This is a genomic window from Corynebacterium sp. KPL2861, from assembly GCF_040225475.1.
Classification (GTDB): Bacteria; Actinomycetota; Actinomycetes; order Mycobacteriales; family Mycobacteriaceae; genus Corynebacterium.
On the sequence record NZ_JBEHFW010000001.1, the window covers coordinates 152,207 to 176,464 of the forward strand.

Genomic DNA, 24,258 nt, shown 5'->3' on the forward strand with positions numbered 1-24,258 from the left:
AGCTACTCCTTAGGCGAAAATGATATTGAGGCCGACGGCCATGGCGAGGCAGATAATGCCCAATGGGATAGTTTGCTGGTACCACGGCAAAGACTTTTCGGTGTAGTCCTCAAAGTGGCCCTTCGGCGTCACGGAAGAAACAAAGCCCACGAGCTCGCTGTCCGGTTTGGGCTGGGTACACATGCTGACGATGATGGAAACGAGGATGTCCACTACGAAAGCGACACCGGCAGCCACGAACGCGGTGCCCTGGCCTGGCAGATTGATGGCATCGGTGAAAGTAGCGATATACCAGAACACGATGGCCGATGCCGTACCAGCAACCAGCCCAGACCAACCGGCATGCGGGGTCATTCGCTTCCAGAACATGCCCAAGATGAACGTGGCGAAGAGCGGCGCATTAAAGAATCCAAAGAGCGTTTGCAGGTAATCCATGATATTGCCAAAGTTTTGCGCCAACAATGCGGTGAAAATCGCAATCGCCGTCGCCGCCACCGTAGCCCATCGTCCAAACTTGAGGTAATAATCGTCCTCACGATCCTTAACCACATACGTTTGCCAGATGTCATAAGACATAACTGTGTTAAAGGCAGAGATATTGGCGGCCATACCGGCCATAAAGGATGCCAACAAGCCCGCAATGGCCACGCCCAGGAGGCCATTAGGCAGCAAATCACGCATCAGCAACAAGATGGCATCATTCGGTTCAGCCCGTTGTTCCATCAGGTCCGCAACCGATACTGAAGCCACCATGCCCGGAATTACCACCAAGAATGGAATAAACATCTTCGGGAAGGCACCGATGATCGGGGTCTTGCGCGCAGCGGAAATGGAATCTGAGGCCATTGCTCGCTGCACTTCTACGAAGTTCGTGGTCCAGTAACCAAAAGACAGCACAAAGCCCAAACCCAAGACGATTCCGATGACCGACCAAACGGGGTTTTCGAAACCGGAAATTTCCGTGCCCGGCCACGTGTGAAAGTGCGATTCATCAGCAACGGCATCTTTCAAGCCGCTCCATCCGCCGACTCGGTTGAGGCCGATAATCGTCAAAGGTGCGAGCGCAGCCACGATGACGAAGAATTGCAATACCTCGTTATAAATGGCTGCAGACAGGCCACCCAATGTAATGTAGGACAGCACGATAATTCCGGCTACCAGCAGAGATACCCACATCTGCCACCCCAGCAAGGCTTCTACGATGGTGGCTAGAAGGTAGAGGTTCACGCCGGCAATGAGCAACTGAGCGATGGCAAAGGAAATCGCATTCACCAAGTGTGCCGCATTACCAAACCGCTTGCGCATGAACTCCGGAACCGAACGCACCTTGGAGCCGTAGTAAAACGGCATCATCACGATGCCGAGGAAAACCATGGCCGGTACGGCGCCAATCCAGAAGTAGTGCATGGTCTGGAAGCCGTATTCCACACCGTTGGCGGACATACCGATAATTTCCACCGCACCCAAGTTGGCAGAGACAAAGGCCAGCCCAGTTACCCAGGCCGGAAGTCCCCTACCAGATAAAAAGAAGTCAATGGAGTTTGAGACCCGGGCCTTTGCCGCCCAGCCGATGCCCAAAACGAATAGGAAGTAAATGGCTACCAACAGGTAGTCCACCCATGAGGCATCCAGCCTCAATACGGATTCAGCTGTTTCCATCGCTGACCTTTCTCGATTTTTATTTTTCTACGGCAGACAAGAGCAGGCTAAAAGTTTGGGAATGCCCCTGAGCAAGAGATACGAGACCATTCCCGCTTCGCAGGGCATTAGGCGGCGCACTCATCGGCTCGACTGCGAGGGCCCTTCCCGCAGGAGTTGTATCCCGGGGGAAATTTTCTGGCGTATACAGTTGCACCCACTCCAAACCAGGATCCATTTCCAGACGAACCCCACGGCCCTGAGCGGTGTAATCCGCTACGAGAGGTCCGTTACCATGGAAGCAATCATCCCAATCCACACTGTCTAGCGGCTGTTCCAGCAACTCCACTGGCTCCACCTGCCCGGTGGGCAGGTTTCTTTCACCCAGAAGGTGGTGCTCATCCACATTCAGGTTGAGCACGCACTCGTGCGTGGGTGCACCCTGCGCAGACAAGTAAAGGTGAAGCCCATAAGCAAATGGAATCTCCTCGGCGTGCTCGGTCACGGCCTTCACATGAGAATGCAAGCCGCTGTCATCCACGGCGTAGGTGGCCACTAGCTCTACAGTCCAAGGCCAGCCATTGTGGGGCCCAATGCTAAAAGTTAGCGTGACCTCGTCTTTATGCTGTTTAACTAGCTTCCACCAGTTCACTGCAAGCCCATGAATAGCGTTATTGCGCTCTGGTTCTGTAATGCCCAGCTGGTAGTGCTCACCCTGCCAGGTGAATTGACCGTCTTCGGTGCGGTTAGGCCACGGCGCCATTACCACCCCGGCCATCATCGGGGGCTTGTCCTTATAGGTTTCTAACAGCGGCCGTCCCTGAAAGGTCAGGGACTTCACGCCGCCGCCCCATAGGGCAATTTCGGCTAAGTAATCGCCATGAGAGATGCTGACGCACTCAATGTCGGCGCGCTCTTCATTCGATGTATAACCGGTCATATTAACGACCTTTCTGGCTATAACGTGTGATTGAAATCAGCTTAAGATCTCGCGCAAAATCAAGTCAATCGTTTGCACAACCATCTCCTTAAAAGGAGCATTTGGCCAGCTCGGCCACTGCAAGATTGACCCATTTCAGGGCTACTGCGGTGTACATACCCACACCATTGCGTACCCACATGCCTGAGATTGATTTTTACCTCTCCCCCAGAATGCGAGGAATACTGGCCTCCCAGCAGTCCAAGCCAGACGAGATCACCCCCTGCACAATCGCTTCCCACTACTTGCACAGTCGCCGCCACAGGATGCGCGCCGCGGAATGCGGGGTCGCCACAACCTCGCGCAGGTAATTGCTCGGCATCGAAAGCCACGGCGTGCGCGCGGGATGAACGTTAATCGCGATCCCCAAGTGCCAAGCCCACAATGTGGTGCGCAGTGCATGGAAATCGTTGGTAACCACCTGCAACACAGCATCTGGTGCGAGGCTGTGCGCGTTTTCTAGGTTCTCATTTGTACTGGTAGCGGCCGGTTCCACAAGTACATCCGCAGGATCCACACCCCGCTGGAACAAGTACTCAGCCATCGCGCCCGCTTCCCCTCGGCCAGAGACGATGACCGTCTGCCCAGAATAGAGCTCGAGTGCCTTATCCAAGCGAGACCGCAGCATGGCGCCCGGATGGCCGTGGGTGACACGGGAGCCCAATACAAGGAGCGGATCGCGCTGGGAATTATCCATGATTATTAGCTTAGACCGGCGGGAACCCTTGACACTGATAAGAGCCAAACCGTAGAGTTAAAATAATCGTGCAAACGATTGCACACTTAGTCGTTTATTCCCCATCTATGAGGAGCTCGGCATGGCTACAACCACGCTGAAAGACGTCGCCGCGGCTGCTGGGGTGTCCATTTCCACCGCCTCACGCTCGTTGGCGGGAAATACCTCCATTTCAAAGGCCACGCGGACCCGGGTTCAAGACGTCGCTGAAAAGCTTAATTACAGGCCCAATGCCCAGGCGAGGGCTCTGCGCAGCGCGCGCTCACACGCCATCGGGCTCATCATTCCCAATCTAGATAACCCCTACTTCGCTGCCATGGCAGCGGCGGTGGAAAAAGAAGCAAACACCCAAGGTATCGCCACCATCATTACCAGTTGCGGGGAAGATCCGGAACGCCTAGTGACAGCATTGGAAGCATTGGGACAACGACGAGTCGACGGCATCATCGCCGTACCGCTCGCTGGAACAAAGGATGCCCTGGCGAAATCGCAGGAACAACGCCCCCTCGTTCTCATTGACCGCGAACTCTACTCGCTGCCATCCGTGGTTTCAGACCCCTCCCCTGGAATCAACGACGCCGTGGCCCAACTCAAGGACAAGGGCCATACCAAGATTGGTTATCTCTCGGGGCCGCAAGAAACTTCTACTGGCCGCCAGCGCCTCGAGGTGTTTAAGCAGGCCGCTCAGGGAATGGATATACACATCCATCAAGGCAACTTTCGGCACAAGGAAGGCTATAAGGGCGCCATCGAACTGCTGCAAGCAGAAGTCACCGCAATTGTTGCCGGGGATTTCATGATGACTGCCGGCGCATTAGAGGCCTGTCATAACGCTGGTAAAGCCATCGGCCAAGAAGTAGCGCTCGTTGGTTTCGATGATTTTATCTATCTGCGGTTTCAAGCGGCCCCAATTTCCGTGGTGGACCAAGATGTCGCCTGCATGGGCCGAACCGCCGCTGCTGAACTCATCGCATCCATCGAAGATAAACGGCAACCCCAAGGAAAAATCCTTCCCACCCGCTATATTCCGCGGATGTCCACAGCCCACGAGGTGCAGGGAGAACACACATGAGCGATATCGTCCTCAAACTCGACAACGTTACTAAGTCCTTCGGACCAGTCGAGGTCATCAAAGGCGTAGATTTAGACGTACGCTATGGGCAGATTCAAGCCCTCCTCGGTGAAAATGGTGCCGGGAAATCCACACTCATCAAGATGATCGCAGGCGTACACGAGCCGGATGCAGGACGAATCCTCATTGATGGATCCGAGGTAAAAATCCCCGATACCAAAGCCTCCGAAGCGCTTGGCATCGCCACAATCCATCAAGAGCTCAACCTCGTTCCCACGATGTCTGTGGCAGAAAACATCATGCTCGGGCGGACGCCGAATAAGTTTGGCCTAGTCAACAGAAAACACCTCAAAGCACAAGCTAAAGCAGCATTAGACCTCATCGGCTTGGACGTTGATTTAAATCAACCGGTAAGCGAGCTGGGCATCGCCAAGCAGCAATTGGTAGAAATAGCCAAAGCCCTATCGATGAATGCGCGCATCCTCATTCTTGATGAGCCAACCGCGGCATTGACGGGCAAGGAGGTCGATGCCCTTTTCACGGTATTAGAGGACCTGAAAGCCAAGGGCGTCGCGATGGTTTTTATCAGCCATCACCTCGATGAACTGGCGCGAATCGCAGAGACCATCAGTGTGCTGCGAGACGGAGCCTTCATCGCTGAAGTCCCCGCTGATACCGATAAGGACGAGCTGGTGCGGCTTATGGTTGGCCGTGAGATTGAAAACCAGTATCCGCGAGAAGCTTCGGCTCAGCCTGGTAAGGCACTGCTTGAAGTTAAAGACCTGTCCTCCGAAGGCGCATTTCACGATGTCTCGTTTGAAGTGCGCGCCGGCGAGGTGGTCGGGCTGGCCGGCCTTGTGGGAGCGGGCCGTACAGAGATTATCCGCGCTATCGCCGGGGCGGATTCGTATGATTCGGGCACGATACATGTCGAAGGAAACGCTCTACCCAACGGCGATATCAGTTCCTCCATCGCCGCAGGGGTAGGCCATATTCCGGAAAACCGTAAATCACAGGCCTTGATCCTCGATGTCTCAGTATCCGACAACCTTGGTCTTGCCACCTTGTATCCCACGGCGAAGGCAGGGCTCGCAGACCGCAAGGGGCAACACCGACGAGCCGGTGAGGTTGCCGAAACCCTTCGGATCCGGATGGCCGGGCTGGACCAACCCATCCGTGATCTCTCGGGTGGTAACCAGCAAAAGGCTGTGTTCGGTCGGTGGGTACTGGCCGGCTCCAGAGTCTTATTGCTTGATGAACCAACTCGCGGCGTCGATGTTGGTGCAAAGGTAGAAATCTACAACATCATCAACGAAGTAACTGCAGAAGGCGGAGCAGTACTCATGGTTTCCTCGGATCTGCCTGAGATTCTCGGTATGTCTGACCGCATCCTCGTAATGTCCGGGGGCCAGCTGGTGGGACAGCTACCCAAGGATTCCACTCAAGACGAGGTCATGGCACTTGCCGTTTCCAACGTAGCTGCCGCTACGGAAGTCTCCGCAGTCAACACCGAATCCGCCACACCACCTTCCGCCTCTACAAAATAAGGAATACTCATGACCAAGAATCGCATTGCCAACTGGGCCATGAATAATGGCGCGCTCGTGGGGCTCATCGCCTTGTGTATCGCGCTCTTTATCGCCACTCCCTATTTCCTTACGGTGGCTAACCTCCTCAACGTAGGTATTCAAGCTGCCACGGTGGCCATCTTGGCCTTTGGCATGACTTTCGTCATCGTCACTGCAGGCATTGACCTTTCTGTTGGCTCGGTGGCGGCCTTGGGAGCAATGGTTTCGGCCTACATGTTCTCCAACGCTGGGCTTCCCGGCTGGCTTACTCTGCTTATCGGTTTGTTCGTCGGTGCGCTCGCCGGTGCTATCTGCGGTATGGCCACTGCTTGGGGAAAAATTCCCTCTTTCATTGCAACTCTGGCCATGATGTCCATCGCCCGCGGCATCACGCTCGTAATTTCACAGGGTTCGCCCATCGAAACTGCACCCACAGTTAACGCCTTCGGCGGCGACGTATTCGGCTTCCCGGTTCCCATCATCATGATGGTCATCGCTGGCGTTATCTGCTGGTTCATCTTAGAGCGCACCGTCCTCGGCCGTTCCATGTATGCCATCGGCGGAAACCTTGAAGCCGCGCGCCTGTCTGGTCTGCCAGTAAGGCGTATCCAAATCGCAGTATTCGCGCTTTCCGGATTTTTCGCCGCCTGGGCAGGAATGGTTATGGCGGGCCGCCTTGAATCCGCACAGCCACAAGCCGGAACCGGTTATGAGCTAGATGCTATTGCAGCCGTTGTCATCGGTGGTGCCTCCCTTTCCGGCGGACAAGGCAAAGCCACGGGCACACTCGTTGGCGCCATCCTTTTGGCCGTGATTCGCAATGGATTGAATCTGCTCAATGTTTCTTCTTTCTGGCAGCAGATTGTCATCGGCTTGGTCATCGCCCTAGCCGTGGGCTTCGACGTATTCCGTAATAAGACCGCGAATTAGGCAGGAGACCATGAAGAAACTTTTAGTCTCACTTATCGTCCCAGCACTAGCGTTGGGTCTAGCCTCGTGCAACCGCTCCGAGGAGGATCGAAGCCGCATCACCCTGTCCGTATCGACGCAAACTAATCCATTCTTCGTAGAATTACTCCACGGCGCACAAGATAAAGCCAAAGAGTTAGACGTTCCCCTCGATATCCAAGATGCCTCCGATGACCCGGCTCAACAGGTCAATCAGTTGGGAAATGCGACATCCATGGGCGCAAAAGTGGTGGTCATTAATCCCACCGACTCTGATGCCGTCGCCCCCGCTGTACGCAGCATCAAAAATGATGGTGTGCCAGTCATCGGAGTCGACCGAGACGTCAACGGCGTGGAACTAGATTCCATGGTTGCTTCTGATAACGAGGCCGGTGGCGCCCAAGCGGCGGATAAACTCGCAGAATCGATCGGAGAAGAGGGCGAAATTCTGATCCTGCAGGGAACCGCTGGTACCTCTGCCTCGCGCGAACGCGGCAAGGGGTTTGAGGAAAGGATCGCGCAGTACCCCGGCATCAAGGTCGCCGGCAAACAGTCCGCGAATTTCGACCGCACTGAAGGCCTCAACGTAACTACCAATCTGCTGCAGGCGAACCCGAATATCAGCGCCATTTTTGCAGAAAACGATGAGATGGCTTTAGGCGCTGTTGAGGCTCTCGGTTCCAGAGCCGGCAAGGAAGTCAAAATTGTTGCCTTCGATGGCACCTTTGACAGACTCAAAGCCGTAAAAGATGGCAAGCTGGAGGCAACGATCGCCCAGCAGCCTGCCGAGCTTGGTGCCCGAGCAATTGAACAAGCAGCAGCGCTTCTGCACGGCGAGAGCGCAGAAAAGAATGTCCCTGTTGAGGTTATTACCGTCACCAAAGACACCGTGGAGGATTTCCAATGAGCAAACTCACCGTCGTCGGCTCGATTAATGCTGACCTTATTGTCCACGCCGAACGCCACCCGCATCCCGGCGAAACCCTGCTGGGCTCCGGCGGCGAGATCCTCGCTGGCGGCAAGGGCGCAAACCAAGCGGTAGCCGCCGCGCAATTGGGCGCCAATGTAGCATTCGTCGGCGCGGTCGGCTCCGATCCCTACACCGAGCCCGCCATGCACTACATGCGGCGGTCGGGCATCGATCTCAGTGCGGTGGAGCAAACCGACGCCAACACCGGCCTCGCAGTCATTACGGTATCTGCCGACGGGGAAAACACCATTGTCATCTCCCCCGGCGCCAACGCGCTTGTCGATGCCCCCTTCGTCACCGCCCGCCAATCCACCATCGCTGATGCGGACGTGGTCCTGCTCCAGGGCGAAATCCCCGCTTCCGGTTTCAAAGCCGCAGTCGACGCTGCCCAAGGACGCGTAGTGGTAAACCTTGCCCCTGTCATCGAGGTGGATCGCGATGCCCTCCTCCACGCAGATCCCCTCATGGCCAACGAGCACGAAGCAGGGCTTATCCTCGAACAATTAGGCCTTTCTTCCACCGGCACCCCGCGCGAGCTCGCCCACCGCCTCGTTTCCGCCGGCTTTAAATCGGTGGTCCTTACCCTTGGGGCCGAAGGTGCCTATGTGGCCACTCCCGAGTCGAACACAGACATCCCCACCCCAAAAATCACCGCGGTCGACACCACCGGTTCCGGTGATGCTTTTGCCGGCGCTTTCTGCACCAAGCTCCTCGAGGGCGCCACACTCGTCGATGCCGCTTCCTTCGCCGCACGCGTCGGTGCCTTCGCAGCCACCAGCACTGGGGCCCAGCCGTCCTACCCCACGACCACTTCTGAGCTGCCGGAGGTCTGACAAGCATAGAAATATCTAGCCATATATCGGCTCGGACTCATATCCGGCGAGGATCCAATGCCACTGCCACACGGGCTTGTGAACGTGCGAAGTGAAGTTGGTACGGTCCTCGTCTGCCTCGATTATTTGCTGCACCACATCAACTAAATGGTGCTTCACGCAGCTCCCCGAGTAACGCAGCACCGTATAGCCTTTCAGCGCAGCGTTATTTCCCTTCCACCGGTCCTTGATGAAGGTGCCTAAGTCTTCCGCCTTGTGGTAATCATAACCGTCAATCTCTACCGCCACCTTGTCCAGGACGATGTCCCACAGGTACGGACCAATCTGGTAGTTAACCTGCACCTTTTTACCGCGCTTCTGCAAAGCGCGGGCTACCTTCCTCTCCGCTTCGCTATCGGCCCCAATGGCGGACTTCGTCACCAACTCCTTTACCCGCGCCGGTACCCGAGAGATCGTTGCCCAATCCTTTTCCAATTCCTGTTTTCCCCGGCGCTTCTGATAGCGCTTTTCCAGCATCGCCACCGCCGCGGCCTCGTCCACTTCTCCTGCGGCTAATAGGGGATTCTGCACAGGAACACCTTCATGGCTAAAGGTTGTCTTCTGGCGAGTGCGTTGCATTTTTACCCACTCGGAATCCTTCAATGGATGCTCATGGGCACAGTGCAGCGGAAAGGTCAGCTTTCTATCGGAGTAGAGCTCAACTGCGGATTTCCCGGCAATCATAATCCCGGGCATTTTGTCATGCAGGATGCGAGCAAGCTCGAGTGGCGTGGGTTTCCGCCACGTATACAGTCCGTGGCGGATCTTTATTATTTTCCCTTTTACTAACGCAGACCTAAGTTCGTCTGGGTTCAGCCCCGATACTACAAGTTCCTTCATCTATTCCCCCTCGGAACAAATACGGCCCCAGGGGAAGTTTAAGTGAAACAGGATCACCTCGCACGGCTGCGCCCTGCTAGACATTGTCTGGCCATTGTCTAGAAAGCTGCTTGCATCGGAGCATAACGTCCAAAAGCAACCGCGTTTCTGAAAAAATCAGGCCCAAAATCGGACGAACGCGGTCGCAATTGGCAGAATCGGTGGAAAGTGCTACTCCCCTAGCAGCTTCGAGCGCAGGTTCTTATCCTTTTGCTCGACCTCGTCCGCCATCTGCTCTTGGTAAGCAACCATCTTGTCTTGCAGCGCTGGGTCTCCGGCACCCAAGATGCGGGCGGCCAGCAGGCCGGCGTTCTTTGCGCCGCCAATGGAGACGGTGGCCACGGGAACGCCGCTAGGCATCTGCACGATAGAAAGCAGGGAATCTAGGCCATCGAGGTCCTTGAGTGCGCGCGGAATACCGATGACGGGCAGCGGTGTGGCAGCCGCGACCATACCGGGCAGATGTGCAGCACCGCCGGCGCAAGCGATGATGGTCTTCAGGCCGCGGGAGTGCGCGCCCTTGGCATAGGCCAGCATCTTTTCTGGGGTACGGTGAGCGCTGACCACGCCAACCTCAAAGGGGATGCCGAAGTCCGCGAGGACCTGCGCAGCCGGTTCGACGGTGGGCCAATCCGAGTCTGAGCCCATGATGATTCCTACCTGCGGTTCCATAATGTCCTTTCTAGAATTGGTTAAGCCCAGGTCGCGTGCATGAGAAAGTGCGCAGCTTGGCCAGCAGCATCGCGGGTCTCCTCAAGAGAAGTACCAGCGACATTGACGTGGCCGATCTTACGGCCAGCGCGGTGGTCCTTGCCGTACAGGTGAATCTTGGCGTGTGGGTAGCGTTCCATGACCTCGCGAACACGCTGCGGCATAGGCATCTTGGGATCTGCATCCGCGCCGAGCACATTTGCCATAACGGTCACCGGGGCTAGGGCGTCCACCGCGCCCAAGGGCAGGTCGAGTACGGCGCGCAGGTGCTGTTCGAACTGCGAGGTCACGCAGCCATCCTGGGTCCAGTGGCCGGTATTGTGCGGGCGCATGGCCAATTCATTGACGGAGATGTCCTCGCCACCCTCACCGTTGAAGGCGAAAAGCTCCACGGCCAGCACGCCGGTCACACCGAGGGATTCGGCAATGCTCAGCCCCAGCGCAGAGGCGCGTTCGGCCAGCTCAGGCGAGAGATCGGGCGCAGGCGCGATGGCCTCGGCACAGATGCCGTTGGCCTGGCGGGACTGGGTAATGGGCCAGACCTTGGCCTCACCGGATGGGCGGCGCGCTACCAAGATGGATAGCTCGCGGGTCAGATCCACTTTTTCTTCGGCCATCAGCGGGGTGTCGGCCTCGAGCAGCTCGGCAACGAGGTCATCGAGATCGGCATCCGAAGGAAACCATACGCCCTTGCCGTCGTAGCCACCCCGGCGGGCCTTGAGGCAGACGCGACCCTCCACGGCATCGAAAAACGCGCGGGCATCGGCAACGGATTCGATGGCGCTAAACCGCGGAACGGGCGCACCCAGAGCGGAGAGCTTTTCGCGCATGTCCAGCTTGTCCTGGGCATAGCGCAGGGCGCTGGGCTGGGGCTGGACGTTAAAGGAGGCATCGATAAGCGCAGCGGAATGCTCATTGGGCACATGCTCATGCTCGAAGGTGATGGCGTCCGCGCCGCGGGCTGCTGCTAGCAGATCCTCGTAGTTGTGATAATCGCCCACCACGATATCCGGGGTGACCTGCGCGGTAGAAGAATCCGGGCTGCCAGCAAGAATCTGCAGATGAATATCGAGTTCCGCAGCGGCAGGCTGCATCATGCGCGCCAACTGACCATCGCCACAGACAGTTACAATAGGTTTTGAGACACTCACGCACACAATACTAGCTTGGATACCATGTTTACCCGTCATTCGATCTTCCAGAACTCTCTCATGAGCGCCCTCCTTGATGGCATCTATGACGGCGAGATGACCATTTCTGAACTGCTAGGAAAGGGAAATTTTGGCATCGGCACTTTTAACGGCCTCGATGGTGAAATGATCATCCTGGACGGGACCTGCTACCAGCTGCGCAGCGATGGCTCCGCTCGGGTTGCGGACCTGGACCAGCAAACCCCCTATGCCGTGGCCACTAACTTTGTGCCTCGCATTCTTGTCGATGCCCCACGGGGCCTGCGTCGCGACGAGCTTTCCGCCTTCATCGATGAGGTGGAACCTTCTGCAAACTACATGTATGCGGTCCGCATCACGGGCAGGTTTTCTGAGGTCACCACGCGCACGGTGGTAAAACAATCCAAGCCCTATCCCCCAATGACCCAGGCGGTAGGCAGCGATAAGGAATTGCACTTTAGCGATGTCGAAGGTGTCATCGGCGGCTTCCGCACGCCCGTGTATGAGCGGGGAATTTCGGTGCCGGGCTGCCACGTGCACTTTATCGACGCCGCGCGTAAGTCCGGCGGACACGTGCTGGATTACACCGTGGACGAGGCGAAAATCGAGTTATGCCCCGGCTCCGATTTAGAGCTGCGCCTGCCGCTGACTCAGGAATTCGGCCGCGCTAACCTCGCGCCGGAGGACCTAGATAAGCAATTGCATACCACCGAGGTTAAAACCACGGGCGATCATTAATAATTTCCGCAACCTGCTTTGACTTGGCCACGGTAGGAAAATACATGGCCCTGTCCCAGCCGTTGAGCGCGATGGAGATACCGCCGCGGCGCTTACGAGCGCCACGGATATCTTCCAGCGGAATCGAATCGATGTGGCGGCCCTCCCGCACAATCACGCGGCGGTTGGTCACGATGAACCGCTTACGGCGGGCCCTATATAAAGGAAGCAAAAAGCGCCACGTGCTCAGCCCGGCCCACAAGACTACGAGCCCATTGCGCAGCATCGGTTCTACTCCCTGTGCGTCGCACCACCCGATGGCAATCCACAGCACACCGGTGATGAGGATGAGCTCCAGAAATGGGAAAACGAGCGCACGAAATGGTGCGGATACATCCGCGCGCTTGACCTCGCCTTGGCCCATCTTCATCAATCCCATAGCCATGGATAATACCAGTGCGTGCCAGTACGACTCGGGCTACTCGGCGCCTACCGCGCGGTGTTTATCGTGCCGGGCGCAAATGCGTCACGTCGCCGGCGGAGTAGTACTCGCCCGCGACGTTGATGCGCCCGTCATCGCCAATGCCCTCGACGCGGCCGATGACATCGCCAGACGGAGTCTCCAGCCGCACCTCCTGGTCAATGGATGAGCACACCTTGCGGTAATCCTGCATAAGCTGCGGATCCTGGTTCTCCCACTGCGTAATGCGGCGGCGCAGGTTTTTCAGCACGGTAATGGCCAGCTCGGTGCGGTCGGTATCGCGGCCTTCAAGCGCCAACGAAGTGGCCTTTTCAATCGGCAGCTCCTCGCGAGTGAGCGAGACGTTAATGCCCATGCCCACCACGACGCGCGCGGAGGGCGCCTGCCCGTCGACGGCCTTATTTACCTCGGCTTTATTGACTTCAGCTTTATTCATCTCGGCCTTGTTCAACTCAGTCTTATTGAGTTCTGCCTTGTTGACCTCGGTCTTCGGTGCGGACTTGAAGGCTTGGCCCACGGGACCGGCCTCGGCAAGGATGCCGCAGAGTTTATTGCCATCGATATGCACATCATTCGGCCACTTGAGCACGGAGCCCTCGATGGAATCGGTCACGGCCAGGCCCGCAGCCAGCGGAAGCGTGCCCAAGTAATCAAGGGAATCGGGCAAGAGCAGCACGGAAAAGATCACTTGGGAGCCGGCCGGCGCCGTCCACGCCCGGCCGAGGCGGCCCTTGCCGGATAGCTGCTCATCGGCAAGCAGCACGGTGCCATCGGCGACATTGGTGGCCTGCATCAGATCGGTATTGGTGGAACCGGTCTGATCCACAAAATCGATGGTGGTGAAGTCCTCCGCCAGGGCGGTGCGAATGCGGTGCTTATCAAGTGCAGTCATAGATTCCAAGATACCGTCCGCCGGTGGTGCTAGTGTGTTGCGCATGGCAAAGGTCACTTTTGAAAAGGTAAATATCACCTACCCCGGCGCGGCGGCGCCCACCGTGAAGGAATTGGACCTAGAAATCGCGGACGGCGAGTTCCTCGTTTTGGTGGGCCCTTCTGGCTGCGGCAAGTCCACGACGCTGCGCGCGCTTGCGGGCCTCGAACCAATTTCTAGTGGCCGGATCTCCATCGATGATGCGGATGTCACGGGCCTCGAGCCGGGCGATCGCGATATCGCGATGGTCTTTCAAAATTATGCGCTTTACCCGCACCTCTCGGTGGAAGAAAATATGGGCTTTTCGCTCAAACTGGCCAAGCTCCCGAAGGCTGAAATCAAGCAAAAGGTCCAGGATGCCGCGGAAATGCTGGGCCTAAGCGAGTTCCTTAAGCGCAAGCCTAAGGATCTATCGGGCGGCCAACGCCAGCGCGTAGCCATGGGCCGCGCCATTGTGCGCAACCCTAAGGCGTTCCTCATGGATGAGCCACTATCTAACCTGGATGCGAAACTGCGCGTGCAAACCCGTACGGAGCTTGCGAGCCTGCAGCAACGGCTGGGTACCACCACGGTCTATGTCACCCATGACCAGGTCGAGGCGATGACGCTTGGGCACCGAGTAGCGGTGCTTAAAGATGGCGAATTGCAGCAGGTGGCCCCGCCGCGCGAGCTTTATGCGGAACCGGCAAACGAGTTCGTGGCCGGCTTCATTGGTTCGCCTGCAATGAATATCTTTGACCATAACGGCGAGCGTTTGGGCGTGCGCCCGGAAAACATGCACCTCAATGAGGAGGCGGAGGGCCTCCGGGGAGTGGTCGACCTCGTTGAAGAATTGGGTTCCGAATCTTTTGTCTACGCCACTGTGGACGGTGCGCGGTTCGTCGCACGTTGCGAAGGCACTCCTCCGCAGCGGGGTGATGAGGTTGTATTGACCTTTGATGAAAGCACTGCACACCGCTTCGATCCAGAGACCGGAGAGCGCATCACCACCTCTTAAATCACCCCCTTTTAGAGGTGAATAATCAAAATCTATCCTGTGTACGATGTTTGTAAATTATTTTTAAGAAACACCCAAGCTTTCTGAAAGGTGAATCCCCCATGAAGAAGTACTTCATTCGCACCACAGTCGCCACCACGGCAGTATTGGCGCTGGCCGGCTGCTCCACGTCTGACGACGGTGCAGATAACGCGGATGGCTCCGCATCCGGTTCCGGTTCCGGCGCTGACTCCCACGGCCCCATCACCTTTGCCATGGGCAAGAACGACACGGATAAGGTCACTCCCATCATCGATAAGTGGAATGAAGAAAATCCGGATGAAAAGGTCACGCTCAAGGAGCTCGCGGGCGAGGCAGATGCCCAGCGCGAGACTCTGGTGCAGTCCCTCCAGGCCGGCAATGATGACTACGATGTCATGGCCCTCGATGTGGTCTGGACCGCGGAATTCGCCGCCAACCAGTGGCTCCAGCCGCTCAATGGTGACTTTGAGACCGATACCTCGGAGCTCTTGCCAGCCACCGTGGAATCGGCTACCTACAATGACGTGCTTTATGCGCTGCCGCAAAACACCAATGGCCAGCTCCTCTTCCGCAATACTGAGCTTGCGGATGCTACCCCGGAGAAATTCGCTGACCTCGAATCCGCTTGCAAGGCACTGGAAGACGGCAAGAACTGCCTGACCACCCAGCTCAAGCAGTACGAGGGCTTGGCGCTGAATACCGCCGGCTTCATGGAGGGCTGGGGCGGCTCGGTGCTTGACGATGACGGCAATGCCGCCGTCGACTCCGAAGAAGCCAAGGCAGGCCTGCAGGCCATGGTGGATGCATATGAAGATGAAATCATCTCCAAGGACTCCACCGCCGCCACCGAGGAAGAAACCAACATGGCCTTCACCGAAGGCAAGACCGCCTTCGCCGTGAACTGGCCCTACATGTACACCAACGCCGTAGATGCCGGCATCGACGTTGAGGTCCAGGCACCGCTGGGTAAGGACGGCGTTGGCGTATCCACCTTGGGTGGCTACAACAACGGCATCAATATCAATTCCAAGAACAAGGGCACCGCCCTGGACTTCATGAACTTCATCATCAATGAGGAAAACCAGAAGTCCTTTGCTGAGCAGTCCTTCCCGCCGGTTCTTTCCTCCATCTACGATGACCCGCAGCTGCAGGAGGAATTCCCCTACCTGCCAGCGCTAAAGGAATCCCTGGAAAACGCCGCACCGCGCCCGGTATCGCCGTTCTACTCCGCCATCTCTAAGGCCATTCAGGACAACGCTTATGCCGCGCTGACCGATGGCAAGTCCGTCGAGGATGCCACCTCCGATATGAAGGCGGCCATCGACTCTGCTTCGCAGGGTTAAAAATACGCTCCCTGCCCCTCGTATCCCACGAGCAGGGAGCATGCTGAAAAACGAGAAATACATAGCGAACCGCTAGTGCACAAATGGGTGAGGAAGGCGCATACGCCATAGCCTCACCCTTTGTGGTTTTCCCACCCTAGTTGGGGATAGAATCTAGCGCACCAGAAATTATCTGAACCAGAAAGGCGAATAACCGTGGTCACCACTTCGCCGACGCAACAGACGCACCCATCATCGAAGAAACCCAAGCGCACCCCTAGCTCCAGCAAGTTTGCCAATTTCGGGCGGCCCGCCGCGCTGATCGCCCCGGCGCTCATCGTGCTGGGCATCATCATCGGCTATCCCATCGTGCGCGCGGTCATCCTGTCCTTCCAGGGAAACCGGCAGCTGAACCCCAAAACGGGCCTCTTTGAAGAAGGCGGTTTCGCCGGCCTAGACAATTACCTGTACTGGATCAATAACCGCTGTGTTTCCGGTGCGGGTGAAATCACGACGTGCCCGCCCGGTGTTATCGCCACCGACTTTTGGCCCGCCGTTAAAATCACGCTGTTTTTCACCGTGGTCACCGTCGCCTTGGAGACCATCCTCGGCATGTTCATGGCCATCATCATGAACGGCGAGTACCGCGGCCGCGGCTTGGTGCGCGCCGCCGTGCTTATCCCTTGGGCCATTCCTACCGCCGTGACTGCCAAGCTGTGGCAGTTCATGTTCGCCCCAGAGGGCATAGTCAATTCCTTGCTTGGTACGAATATCGCCTGGACCACGGACCCGTTTTATGCGCGCTTTGCCGTCATCATCGCAGACGTGTGGAAGACCGCACCGTTTATGGCGCTGCTCATCCTGGCTGGCCTGCAGATGATCCCCAAGGACGTCTACGATGCCGCCCGCGTCGATGGCGCCAACCGCATCCAAACCTTCTTCCGCATCACCCTGCCTCTGGTGCGCCCAGCCCTGATGGTGGCCGTACTCTTCCGCACCCTGGATGCGCTGCGCATGTATGACCTTCCCGTCATCATGATTTCGAGCTCCTCAAACTCCCCTACCGCCACTATTTCCCAGCTGGTGGTGGAAGATATGCGCCAAGGTAACTTCAATTCCGCCTCGGCGCTATCCACCCTTATCTTCTTGCTCATCTTCTTCGTCGCCTTCATCCTCATCCGTTTCCTCGGCGCGGATGTCTCCGGCAGAAAGGGTGCAAAGTAATGCGTAAATTCGGACACTACGCGGGCATTATCTTCATCATGTTCTGGGGCCTTGCCCCCTTTTATTGGATGGTGGTCACCGCCCTGCGCAGCCAGGAATTCACCTTCGATACCACGCCCTGGCCAACGCATATCACGCTCGATAATTTCCGCGATGCCCTCGCGACGGACAAGGGCAATGACTTCCTCGGCGCGCTAGGCAATTCGCTGTTCATCTCGCTCGCAACCACCGCGGTAGCCGTCTTGGTCGGCGTATTTACCGCGTATGCGCTCTCCCGCTATGACTTTCCCGGCAAGGGCATTGTCACAGGGATCATCCTGGCAGCTTCCATGTTCCCTGCCATCGCGCTGGTTACCCCGCTCTTCCAGCTCTTTGGCCGCCTAGAGTGGATCGGCACCTACCGCGCGATGATCATCCCAAATATCTCCTTCGCACTGCCTCTGACGGTCTATACCCTGCTCAGCTTCTTCCGGCAGCTGCCGTGGGAGCTCGAGGAGGCCGCCCGCGTGGATGGCGCTTCCCGCGCCCAGGCATTCCGCCTCATCCTCCTGCCGTTGGCCGCACCGGCGCTCTTTACCACCGCGATCATTGCCTTTATCACCACGTGGAATGAATTCATGTTGGCCAAGCAGCTATCCACGACGGGCACCGAGCCGGTCACGGTGGCCATCGCCCGTTTCTCTGGCCCCTCGGCCTTCGAGTACCCTTATGCCGCAACCATGGCGGCTGGTGCATTGGTGACCATTCCGCTTATCATCATGGTGCTCATTTTCCAGCACCGCATCGTCGCCGGGCTTACCGCAGGAGGTGTCAAGGCCTAATGCGCCGGTCCCTGCTGTGGGATTCGCTCCTCGGATTCCTCGGCTTCTTCGCGTGCCTTGCGGTCATCCAAGCCGTAGTGAACTTATTTGAAGACTCCCCCGCCGTATGGCCCGGCCTAGTGGCCGGCGTGCTGTGCGCACTGACATACCTTGCGTGGCGGGCAAAAAGAAAGGATCTGCAATGAGCTGGTACCACAACGCCGTCTTCTACCAAGCCCTGGTGGGCTCGTTTAAGGACTCCGGCAATAGCGAGGCCGAGAATAAGGGCATCGGTACGCTGCGCGGGGTCATCGACAAGCTGGATTACCTCCAGTGGTTGGGCGTGGACTGCCTTTGGCTTTCGCCGTTTTATGCTTCACCGCTGCGCGATGACGGCTACGATATCGCCGATTATTACTCCATCCACCCCGATTACGGCACGATGGCGGACTTCGAGGAACTGGTCGAGGAATTGCACCGCCGCGGCATGCGCATCATGACGGATCTGGCGCTTAACCACACCAGCTCCGATCACCCGTGGTTCCAGGCTTCGCGCTCCGACCCAGATGGCCCGTTCGGGGATTTCTACGTCTGGGGCGATGACCCCGAGCGCTACCCCGAAATCCGCGTCATCTTCACGGACGTCGAGACCTCCAACTGGACCTGGGACGACGAGCGCCAGCAGTACTATTTCCACCGCTTCTACTCCCACCAGCCGGATCTCAATTACGATAACCCGGATGTGCAGGAAGAGGTCTTTAATATCTTGTCCTTCTGGATGGACAAGGGCCTCGATGGCCTGCGCCTGGATGCCATCGCATACCTCTTTGAGCGCGACGAGCTCGGCGGCGAATCCCTGCCGGAGACGGTGGAGTTCGTGGAAAAGATACGCGCTTTTGTAGATACCCACTATCCCGAGGCCGTCCTCATTGCGGAGGCCAACCAGCCGCCCAGGGAAACCATGGAGTTCTACGGCTCTGGCAACCGCTTCCACATGGTTTTCAACTTCCCGGTGATGCCGCGGCTTTACCAGGCGCTCGCGCTTGGCGATGCCACCCCCGTCTACGACATCCTCAACCAGCTACCGCCGCTGCCCGAGGGCTGTCAATGGGGAACGTTCCTGCGCAACCACGACGAGCTGACCTTGGAAATGGTCGACGATGACGTCCGCGAGCTGATGTATCAGACCTACCTGCCAGATGATGACATGCGGGCACATGTGGGCATCGCCAGGCGGCTCATGCCGTTGATGGGTGGGGACCGCCGCAAGGTGGAGCTGATGTTTTCGCTGTTGATGACCCTGCCGGGTGCGCCATTTATTTATTATGGCGATGAAATCGGCATGCTTGATGATACCTCTTTGCCGGACCGCTATGCCGTTCGCACCCCTATGCAGTGGGACGATAGCCAAACCGCGGGCTTTAGCACCCGCACCCCGGCGCGGCTGCCCATCGTCGGCGGCACATCCGTGGAATCGCAGCTCAATGATGCCACTTCCCTGCTGCACAGCGTGCGCACCATGATCACGGAGCGCCACGCGCACCCCGAGCTGGGCACGGCACCCTGCGAGCCGGTGGAAACCGGAAAAGAAAGCGTGCTGGGTTACCAGCGCGGCGACCTTTTGTGCCTGCACAATTTCAGCGACCGCTCCGTTGACCTAGGCCCGGTCGAGCTCGGGCCTTACGGGTATGCGTGGTTGCCGGCCTAAAGCGGCTGTCTTTTGCCATGTATGACCGCTGCACGGCCAGTCATGCCGGTGGATGCGCCCGGCTTTTGCAATTTGTGCATCCTCCACTGCGATAACTGAGCAAACCCGGCCCTCAGATATCGCAAATCTTCCTCAAATGTTGCAGAGGACCCTGCACTTTGGAGGATGCACTTCAGAGGATGCACTTCTAATAAGGCACCGTAGCTGCCAAAAAGAGCCCAGCTCCACACCCCATTCACAGGGCGCGGCTGGGCTCATTTTCTAATGAATTAGCTCCAGTCCGGAGCGTCTTCTAGGCGCAGCTCGGAATAGCGAGCCTCAGGGACAGTGGCAGAATATGGTTTTCCTACCGTTTCCCATACTTGATCTCGGTTACAGTGCACATCCTGGCCATCGGTATCCAGCATGGTAAAGCCCCACACCAACTTGCCTTGGGAATTTGCAGGCAAGGTGTATGGCCCAACTACCTGGTTAATCTTCCAGTGTTGTTCGCTTACATAGTTGAATCCGTAGGTCTTAGTCAGGATCTTGGCCAAATCTCCCTCTCCTTGCACGGAGCCGGAAACCTCAACGGTTTCCGTCCGCGCTTTGGATACGGTGTGTTTGACCGGCACCGGCTCAGCATTGTGGTTTGCCACGCTGGCGGCATCGGTTTGCTTGAACCAGCGGCGCTTCGCGGTGACGTAGGTGGAATTCTCCCCCGGCGTTGCGCAATGCGTGCCGGGCTTATAGTCATCGTTCCAGCGCTGGGGCAGTTCAAAGTCTCCGCCGAAGTCAGAGGCATGGGCCACTGGAACGGCCACCAAGCTCAGCGCTGCGATCGCACTAGCGATGGACTTCACCTTCAAGGTTTAACCCCAATCGTTGTTATCGCGGGTGGAGATCGCGACGTGGCGTTCCTTGGGCAGAGTTGCGGTAAATTTACCGCCATTGGCCTGCCAGGTGTGGTCGGAACCGCACACGGTCTTTTGTCCTTCGAAGTCAGAGACAACCCAGCCAGCCTTCAGCACGGCAGTCTTACCCGGAGCGATATCGTATGGGCCGACCTGCTCGCCTACCTCGTAGGTCTGGCTGGAGGTGTAGCTGGAGGAGAAGGTGAAGTGAATCAGATCCAACAGCTTGAAGTCCACACCAGCAGAAACGTCCCAAGACTTGGTCTTGGTTTCCTTGATGGAACGGGTCACTGGAAGCGGCTCATCGTTGTAGTTGGAAACGGTCCAGGTGCCGGCGGAACCGTCGAAATAGGTGCGCTTAATATCAACGGTCTGGCCGGTATCGCCAGGATTGGCGCAGCGCTCACCAATCGTGGTGGGGTTTGCAGGACCCAGGTCGCGCTGCGGCAATGCGTTGGCGGCTGGGGCAGCGAATACGCCGGTGGCAACGGCCAAAGCCGCGGTGGTGGACGCAATCTTGGAAATGCGCATGAGATGTACTCCTAGCAGGTAGTTAGTAGATGGTTTGGGTGGGTACGGGCAGATCGCGGTATTCGTCAGGGGTGACGTCTACGGTGCGGGTACTGCCGTCTTTGGAAGTGATTTTGGCTTCGGCCCAGAAACCGCTCGGGGCGGTGGTCTGTTTATAGTCCGAGGTGAGGTCGTACTTGCCGGATTTTCCGCAGTGCACCTCGCGATAGTTGATACGGGTCATGGTGGTGCCGTACTCCACGCGAACGCGCTCTCCGGGTGCAAGGTTGACGTGTTTGAGTTCAGTACCGACCGGCATGTAGGCACGTTTGATGGCGCCGACGGACTCGAGCCAGCCCTGCGGGATATCGCCCCTATTGCCTCGCCAATTGGTATAGGGATCGTGCTGGGCACCGACTACGAAGTCCGTTACCGGTGCGAATTCATAGTCACCCTGAGACCAGTTGAGGAAGTCGGTAGAATAACCGGGCTTGCGGAAGGTTGGTTTTACCGCCGTGATATCCAGCGGGTACCAGGAGTTATCGTTGGCCTCGCACTTTTCGTCTTCCTTGGGCCACGCAGGGTCGCGTTGGGGTTCGGCGGCTGGTTGCATGATCTCGTCTTTGTCAGGATCAGCAATCTTTTCCAAGCTGGGGCCGGAAACCGCGGTGTAGTTACCTTCGATGGGCTTAGAGTTAGTGCTGCCGGAACGAGACGGAATTTCCATTGCCAAGTCCGATACGGATCCATCGGCCTTGATGATGTAGGCAAAAGCATAGCGCTCTGCTGGGGCTTTACCGCGGATGACGTTGGCGCCGGGAATGTTTTCGAGGCGGTCATCATTGCAGCCGACGAACATGGAAATAAAGTCCTTTTCCACCACGCCGTATTCCACGCGGAAGGATTCACCCGGCTTCAGTTTAACGGGCCCGAAGGTTTCTTTGTCTCGCCAGCCATTGGCCATTTTTAGGCCAATATCGGATTTGGCGGTGGTGTCCCAACCAGAGGGCAATTTGGCCTTGGAGTTGGCATCAATTTCGTGGTTGGTGCCGGTTTCTACCTCGGCGGTGTACGGCACTTCTTGGTCGGTGGTGTTTTTGAATTGCAAGGTTCCGTCGCTCATGTAGCGACGGCCTGTTTCAGCAAACCGCCATTCGCGTTCGGTGTTATCTCCGGCGGCGCTGCAGCTTTTATAGAGGTTGGTAATGGGATATGCCTGTGGCATCGGGGGAATATCGCGCGCATGTGCCGCGGGCGCGAGAAGTGTCGCGATGGCAAGCGGCGCGACAAGTCGCAGTCCCTTTGAAATCACCAGAAGACCGTCCTTGTGGTTGTTTAAGGATACGAGAAAAAATTCATGAAGACACAGCTGATATTAAGTTCTTCGTTATAGCTCCTCAACAGTTACGGCTATCTTTCCTTTTGACATTTATCGTCGATACGGTGGGAAAACGTCCCTTACCGGTAAAGAAAGCCGCACATCACATTTCATCCTCACCCCTATAAAGGGGAGCTAATATTTCCTAATACCTGGCAGATACTCCGGTTGCGCTAATGCCTCACCGATAGCGCGCCGCCACCGACTCTGTGACGATGCCCAAAGTGAGCAATTTCCGCATCTTTGGCCTTCCACTAGTAAACTCAGCGCCTATGACTGACCTGAAGACCACCGCTGGCAAGATTGAGGACCTGGACAACAAGCTCGCCGAGTCCCGCGTGCCGTTGGGGGAAGGCGAGCCAGCCGCCCGCACTCGCGTGAATCAGCTGCTCGATGAGGGTTCCTTTGTAGAAACCGATGCACTGGCCCGCCACCGCTCCACCGACTTTGGCCGCGAGCACGATCGCCCGTACACCGATGGCATCGTCACCGGTTACGGCACCATCGACGGGCGCCGCGTGTGCATTTTCAGCCAGGATGCCACCGTCTTTGACGGCACGATGGGTGAGGTTTATGCGGAAAAGCTCACCAAGGTCTATGACCTTGCGCTGAAAACCGGCGTGCCCATCGTCGGCATCTATGATTCCACCGGCCCGCGCGCGCAAGAGGGCGTCGTCACGCTTGCTGGCTACGCCCGCATCCTCGCCCGCGCGACGGAGGCCTCCGGTCTTATCCCGCAGATCTCCGTGGTGGCCGGGGATACCAGCGGCATTGCGGCATTTGCGCCCACGCTTGCCGATGTCCTCATTGTCACCCACGGCACCAGCCTGCACCAAGCAGGCAGCGATGTCGCCGAAGCGGAACCGGAAACCTTTGGTGGTGCCGCAGTCCACGCGAAGTCGGGCACCGCGCAGCTCAGCGCCCCGAGCGAGCAAGCAGCCCTCGACTTGGTCCGCGACGTACTGGCTTACCTGCCGGCCAATAACCGCGCCGAGGCAACGCGCATCGATACGCGCGAGGTCGCCGAGTTTGATCTGGATTCCGTCATCCCGGATTCGGCAGCGGATGCCTATGACATGCGTGAGGTGGTCAACGCGGTCGTCGATAAGGGCTCCTTCTTTGAGCTTTCGGCCGAGGCCGCGCCCAATATCATCACGGGCTTTGCCTTCGTAGATGGCCGCGCCGTGGGTATCGTCGCCAACCAGCCGCTAGCGCTGGACGGCGCGCTGGATTCGGCCGCGGCGGAAAAGGCGGCACGCTTTGTGCGTCTGTGCGATGCCTTTAATACCCCAATCATTGAGTTCGTGGACTCGCCTGGTTTCGTTGCCACCCCGGCGGAAGAAAAGGCCGGTCTCCTGCGCCGGGCGGCGGGGTTTGCGTATGCGCAGGCGGAGGCGAGCGTCGGCAAGCTTACGGTGGTCACCCGCAAGGCCATTGGCCCGGCCTACGCGTTTATGGGGTCCAAGGACCTGGGCGCGGATTTGGTCTATGCCTGGCCGACCGCGGAAATCGCCGTCGCCGAAGCGGCCCAGACCGCGCTGGCCATCTACGGCGATGAGGATAAGCAGGAAGAAATGGACGAGCTTTTCTTGCACCCCTACGCCGCCGCTGAGCGCGGCCTGGCCGATAATGTCATCGAGCCTTCCGCTACCCGCCACTACCTGGTTGAAGGCCTGCGCCTGCTAGAGCGCAAGGTTGTGGCCCAGGTACCCAAGAAGCACGGAACTGTTTAGG

Annotated in this window: 24 protein-coding genes; 13 read left to right on the forward strand and 11 right to left on the reverse strand. The window is 57.6% G+C overall.

Annotation, left to right across the window (positions count from 1 at the left end; translation table 11 throughout):
- Positions 1 to 9 precede the first annotated feature (9 nt).
- The 3 genes from ABRP84_RS00690 to ABRP84_RS00700 all read right to left on the reverse strand — a co-directional run bounded on the left by ABRP84_RS00690 (position 10) and on the right by ABRP84_RS00700 (position 3,314).
- Complete coding sequence (locus tag ABRP84_RS00690; protein ID WP_349852072.1) at positions 10 to 1,659, reverse strand: sodium:solute symporter family protein; 1,650 nt, start codon at positions 1,657 to 1,659, stop codon at positions 10 to 12.
- A 19-nt stretch (positions 1,660 to 1,678) separates the two neighbouring features.
- Positions 1,679 to 2,578 (reverse strand): aldose 1-epimerase family protein, encoded by a 900-nt coding sequence (locus tag ABRP84_RS00695; protein ID WP_349852074.1) that lies wholly within the window; start codon positions 2,576 to 2,578, stop codon positions 1,679 to 1,681.
- A gap of 280 nt (positions 2,579 to 2,858) precedes the next feature.
- Positions 2,859 to 3,314: a YdcF family protein gene (locus tag ABRP84_RS00700; RefSeq protein WP_349852076.1), complete on the reverse strand. Its 456-nt coding sequence runs from the start codon at positions 3,312 to 3,314 to the stop codon at positions 2,859 to 2,861.
- A 121-nt stretch (positions 3,315 to 3,435) separates the two neighbouring features.
- Between ABRP84_RS00700 and ABRP84_RS00705 the strand changes: the two genes are divergently transcribed.
- The 5 genes from ABRP84_RS00705 to ABRP84_RS00725 are packed head-to-tail and all read left to right on the forward strand — an operon-like array spanning position 3,436 to position 8,744.
- Positions 3,436 to 4,425: a LacI family DNA-binding transcriptional regulator gene (locus ABRP84_RS00705; RefSeq protein ID WP_349852078.1), complete on the forward strand. Its 990-nt coding sequence runs from the start codon at positions 3,436 to 3,438 to the stop codon at positions 4,423 to 4,425.
- Positions 4,422 to 5,972: a sugar ABC transporter ATP-binding protein gene (locus ABRP84_RS00710; protein ID WP_349852080.1), complete on the forward strand. Its 1,551-nt coding sequence runs from the start codon at positions 4,422 to 4,424 to the stop codon at positions 5,970 to 5,972. Before ABRP84_RS00705 ends, ABRP84_RS00710 begins: the two co-directional genes overlap by 4 nt.
- 9 nt (positions 5,973 to 5,981) lie before the next feature.
- Positions 5,982 to 6,923, forward strand: a complete 942-nt coding sequence (locus ABRP84_RS00715; RefSeq protein WP_023016865.1) for an ABC transporter permease — start codon at positions 5,982 to 5,984, stop codon at positions 6,921 to 6,923.
- A gap of 10 nt (positions 6,924 to 6,933) precedes the next feature.
- Entirely contained in the window at positions 6,934 to 7,848 is a 915-nt protein-coding gene (locus ABRP84_RS00720) for a substrate-binding domain-containing protein (protein WP_349852082.1), read from the forward strand.
- Positions 7,845 to 8,744, forward strand: a complete 900-nt coding sequence (locus ABRP84_RS00725; RefSeq protein ID WP_349852084.1) for a ribokinase — start codon at positions 7,845 to 7,847, stop codon at positions 8,742 to 8,744. Before ABRP84_RS00720 ends, ABRP84_RS00725 begins: the two co-directional genes overlap by 4 nt.
- 15 nt (positions 8,745 to 8,759) lie before the next feature.
- On the opposite strand, the gene ABRP84_RS00730 is transcribed toward ABRP84_RS00725, so the two are convergent.
- From ABRP84_RS00730 to ABRP84_RS00740, 3 genes are all read right to left on the reverse strand, one after another.
- Positions 8,760 to 9,314 carry an endonuclease domain-containing protein gene (locus tag ABRP84_RS00730; RefSeq protein WP_349852086.1) on the reverse strand — a complete coding sequence of 185 codons (555 nt, stop codon included), beginning with the start codon at positions 9,312 to 9,314 and terminating at the stop codon, positions 8,760 to 8,762.
- A 519-nt stretch (positions 9,315 to 9,833) separates the two neighbouring features.
- On the reverse strand, positions 9,834 to 10,334 hold the full coding sequence (purE, locus tag ABRP84_RS00735) for a 5-(carboxyamino)imidazole ribonucleotide mutase (protein ID WP_349852088.1): 501 nt from the start codon (positions 10,332 to 10,334) through the stop codon (positions 9,834 to 9,836).
- Positions 10,335 to 10,354: 20 nt separating this feature from the next.
- Positions 10,355 to 11,563 carry a 5-(carboxyamino)imidazole ribonucleotide synthase gene (locus ABRP84_RS00740; protein ID WP_349852090.1) on the reverse strand — a complete coding sequence of 403 codons (1,209 nt, stop codon included), beginning with the start codon at positions 11,561 to 11,563 and terminating at the stop codon, positions 10,355 to 10,357.
- Between ABRP84_RS00740 and budA the strand changes: the two genes are divergently transcribed.
- Positions 11,549 to 12,280, forward strand: coding sequence for an acetolactate decarboxylase (budA, locus tag ABRP84_RS00745; RefSeq protein ID WP_349852092.1), 732 nt, complete (start codon positions 11,549 to 11,551; stop codon positions 12,278 to 12,280). The two genes, ABRP84_RS00740 and budA, sit on opposite strands and share 15 nt — an antisense overlap.
- On the opposite strand, the gene ABRP84_RS00750 is transcribed toward budA, so the two are convergent.
- Together ABRP84_RS00750 and ABRP84_RS00755 are read right to left on the reverse strand one after the other, a co-directional pair.
- Complete coding sequence (locus ABRP84_RS00750) at positions 12,258 to 12,698, reverse strand: YdbT family protein (protein WP_349852094.1); 441 nt, start codon at positions 12,696 to 12,698, stop codon at positions 12,258 to 12,260. The genes budA and ABRP84_RS00750 overlap by 23 nt on opposite strands.
- A 64-nt stretch (positions 12,699 to 12,762) precedes the next feature.
- Positions 12,763 to 13,632 (reverse strand): biotin--[acetyl-CoA-carboxylase] ligase, encoded by an 870-nt coding sequence (locus tag ABRP84_RS00755; RefSeq protein ID WP_349852096.1) that lies wholly within the window; start codon positions 13,630 to 13,632, stop codon positions 12,763 to 12,765.
- A gap of 43 nt (positions 13,633 to 13,675) precedes the next feature.
- Here ABRP84_RS00755 and ABRP84_RS00760 point away from each other — a divergent pair, with 43 nt between their 5' ends.
- The 6 genes from ABRP84_RS00760 (at position 13,676) to treS (ending at position 19,743) form a co-directional block, all read left to right on the forward strand.
- Positions 13,676 to 14,668 (forward strand): ABC transporter ATP-binding protein, encoded by a 993-nt coding sequence (locus ABRP84_RS00760; protein WP_349852098.1) that lies wholly within the window; start codon positions 13,676 to 13,678, stop codon positions 14,666 to 14,668.
- A gap of 101 nt (positions 14,669 to 14,769) precedes the next feature.
- The gene (locus ABRP84_RS00765; protein ID WP_349852100.1) at positions 14,770 to 16,032 is read left to right on the forward strand and encodes an ABC transporter substrate-binding protein; all 1,263 of its coding nucleotides are present in this window, start codon (positions 14,770 to 14,772) and stop codon (positions 16,030 to 16,032) included.
- 195 nt (positions 16,033 to 16,227) lie between these two features.
- Positions 16,228 to 17,235, forward strand: coding sequence for a carbohydrate ABC transporter permease (locus ABRP84_RS00770; protein ID WP_502879759.1), 1,008 nt, complete (start codon positions 16,228 to 16,230; stop codon positions 17,233 to 17,235).
- Positions 17,235 to 18,056 carry a carbohydrate ABC transporter permease gene (locus tag ABRP84_RS00775; RefSeq protein WP_023016855.1) on the forward strand — a complete coding sequence of 274 codons (822 nt, stop codon included), beginning with the start codon at positions 17,235 to 17,237 and terminating at the stop codon, positions 18,054 to 18,056. Before ABRP84_RS00770 ends, ABRP84_RS00775 begins: the two co-directional genes overlap by 1 nt.
- Positions 18,056 to 18,241, forward strand: coding sequence for a hypothetical protein (locus ABRP84_RS00780; protein ID WP_023030205.1), 186 nt, complete (start codon positions 18,056 to 18,058; stop codon positions 18,239 to 18,241). Before ABRP84_RS00775 ends, ABRP84_RS00780 begins: the two co-directional genes overlap by 1 nt.
- A complete protein-coding gene (treS, locus tag ABRP84_RS00785) occupies positions 18,238 to 19,743 on the forward strand; it encodes a maltose alpha-D-glucosyltransferase (RefSeq protein ID WP_349852102.1) in 1,506 nt (501 codons plus the stop codon). The genes ABRP84_RS00780 and treS overlap by 4 nt, the downstream gene beginning before the upstream one ends.
- A 269-nt stretch (positions 19,744 to 20,012) precedes the next feature.
- Here the strand turns inward: treS and ABRP84_RS00790 are convergent, their stop codons facing one another.
- Genes ABRP84_RS00790 through ABRP84_RS00800 form a run of 3 tightly spaced genes read right to left on the reverse strand, consistent with a single transcriptional unit; the run spans position 20,013 to position 22,458 of the window.
- Positions 20,013 to 20,591 carry a hypothetical protein gene (locus ABRP84_RS00790; RefSeq protein ID WP_349852104.1) on the reverse strand — a complete coding sequence of 193 codons (579 nt, stop codon included), beginning with the start codon at positions 20,589 to 20,591 and terminating at the stop codon, positions 20,013 to 20,015.
- A gap of 3 nt (positions 20,592 to 20,594) precedes the next feature.
- The gene (locus tag ABRP84_RS00795) at positions 20,595 to 21,167 is read right to left on the reverse strand and encodes a hypothetical protein (protein ID WP_349852106.1); all 573 of its coding nucleotides are present in this window, start codon (positions 21,165 to 21,167) and stop codon (positions 20,595 to 20,597) included.
- Between the two features lie 22 nt (positions 21,168 to 21,189).
- A complete protein-coding gene (locus tag ABRP84_RS00800; RefSeq protein ID WP_349852108.1) occupies positions 21,190 to 22,458 on the reverse strand; it encodes a hypothetical protein in 1,269 nt (422 codons plus the stop codon).
- A gap of 338 nt (positions 22,459 to 22,796) precedes the next feature.
- Here ABRP84_RS00800 and ABRP84_RS00805 point away from each other — a divergent pair, with 338 nt between their 5' ends.
- The gene (locus tag ABRP84_RS00805; protein WP_349852110.1) at positions 22,797 to 24,257 is read left to right on the forward strand and encodes an acyl-CoA carboxylase subunit beta; all 1,461 of its coding nucleotides are present in this window, start codon (positions 22,797 to 22,799) and stop codon (positions 24,255 to 24,257) included.
- The last annotated feature ends 1 nt before the right edge of the window (position 24,258 follow it).

Coding starts and splice junctions, on each gene's coding strand:
- ABRP84_RS00690 (WP_349852072.1), bottom strand. CDS start 1,659: ATGGAAACAGCTGAATCCGTATTGAGGCTGGATGCCTCATGGGTGGAC.
- ABRP84_RS00695 (WP_349852074.1), bottom strand. CDS start 2,578: ATGACCGGTTATACATCGAATGAAGAGCGCGCCGACATTGAGTGCGTC.
- ABRP84_RS00700 (WP_349852076.1), bottom strand. CDS start 3,314: ATGGATAATTCCCAGCGCGATCCGCTCCTTGTATTGGGCTCCCGTGTC.
- ABRP84_RS00705 (WP_349852078.1), top strand. CDS start 3,436: ATGGCTACAACCACGCTGAAAGACGTCGCCGCGGCTGCTGGGGTGTCC.
- ABRP84_RS00710 (WP_349852080.1), top strand. CDS start 4,422: ATGAGCGATATCGTCCTCAAACTCGACAACGTTACTAAGTCCTTCGGA.
- ABRP84_RS00715 (WP_023016865.1), top strand. CDS start 5,982: ATGACCAAGAATCGCATTGCCAACTGGGCCATGAATAATGGCGCGCTC.
- ABRP84_RS00720 (WP_349852082.1), top strand. CDS start 6,934: ATGAAGAAACTTTTAGTCTCACTTATCGTCCCAGCACTAGCGTTGGGT.
- ABRP84_RS00725 (WP_349852084.1), top strand. CDS start 7,845: ATGAGCAAACTCACCGTCGTCGGCTCGATTAATGCTGACCTTATTGTC.
- purE (WP_349852088.1), bottom strand. CDS start 10,334: ATGGAACCGCAGGTAGGAATCATCATGGGCTCAGACTCGGATTGGCCC.
- budA (WP_349852092.1), top strand. CDS start 11,549: ATGTTTACCCGTCATTCGATCTTCCAGAACTCTCTCATGAGCGCCCTC.
- ABRP84_RS00740 (WP_349852090.1), bottom strand. CDS start 11,563: ATGACGGGTAAACATGGTATCCAAGCTAGTATTGTGTGCGTGAGTGTC.
- ABRP84_RS00750 (WP_349852094.1), bottom strand. CDS start 12,698: ATGGGATTGATGAAGATGGGCCAAGGCGAGGTCAAGCGCGCGGATGTA.
- ABRP84_RS00755 (WP_349852096.1), bottom strand. CDS start 13,632: ATGACTGCACTTGATAAGCACCGCATTCGCACCGCCCTGGCGGAGGAC.
- ABRP84_RS00760 (WP_349852098.1), top strand. CDS start 13,676: ATGGCAAAGGTCACTTTTGAAAAGGTAAATATCACCTACCCCGGCGCG.
- ABRP84_RS00765 (WP_349852100.1), top strand. CDS start 14,770: ATGAAGAAGTACTTCATTCGCACCACAGTCGCCACCACGGCAGTATTG.
- ABRP84_RS00775 (WP_023016855.1), top strand. CDS start 17,235: ATGCGTAAATTCGGACACTACGCGGGCATTATCTTCATCATGTTCTGG.
- ABRP84_RS00780 (WP_023030205.1), top strand. CDS start 18,056: ATGCGCCGGTCCCTGCTGTGGGATTCGCTCCTCGGATTCCTCGGCTTC.
- treS (WP_349852102.1), top strand. CDS start 18,238: ATGAGCTGGTACCACAACGCCGTCTTCTACCAAGCCCTGGTGGGCTCG.
- ABRP84_RS00795 (WP_349852106.1), bottom strand. CDS start 21,167: ATGCGCATTTCCAAGATTGCGTCCACCACCGCGGCTTTGGCCGTTGCC.
- ABRP84_RS00805 (WP_349852110.1), top strand. CDS start 22,797: ATGACTGACCTGAAGACCACCGCTGGCAAGATTGAGGACCTGGACAAC.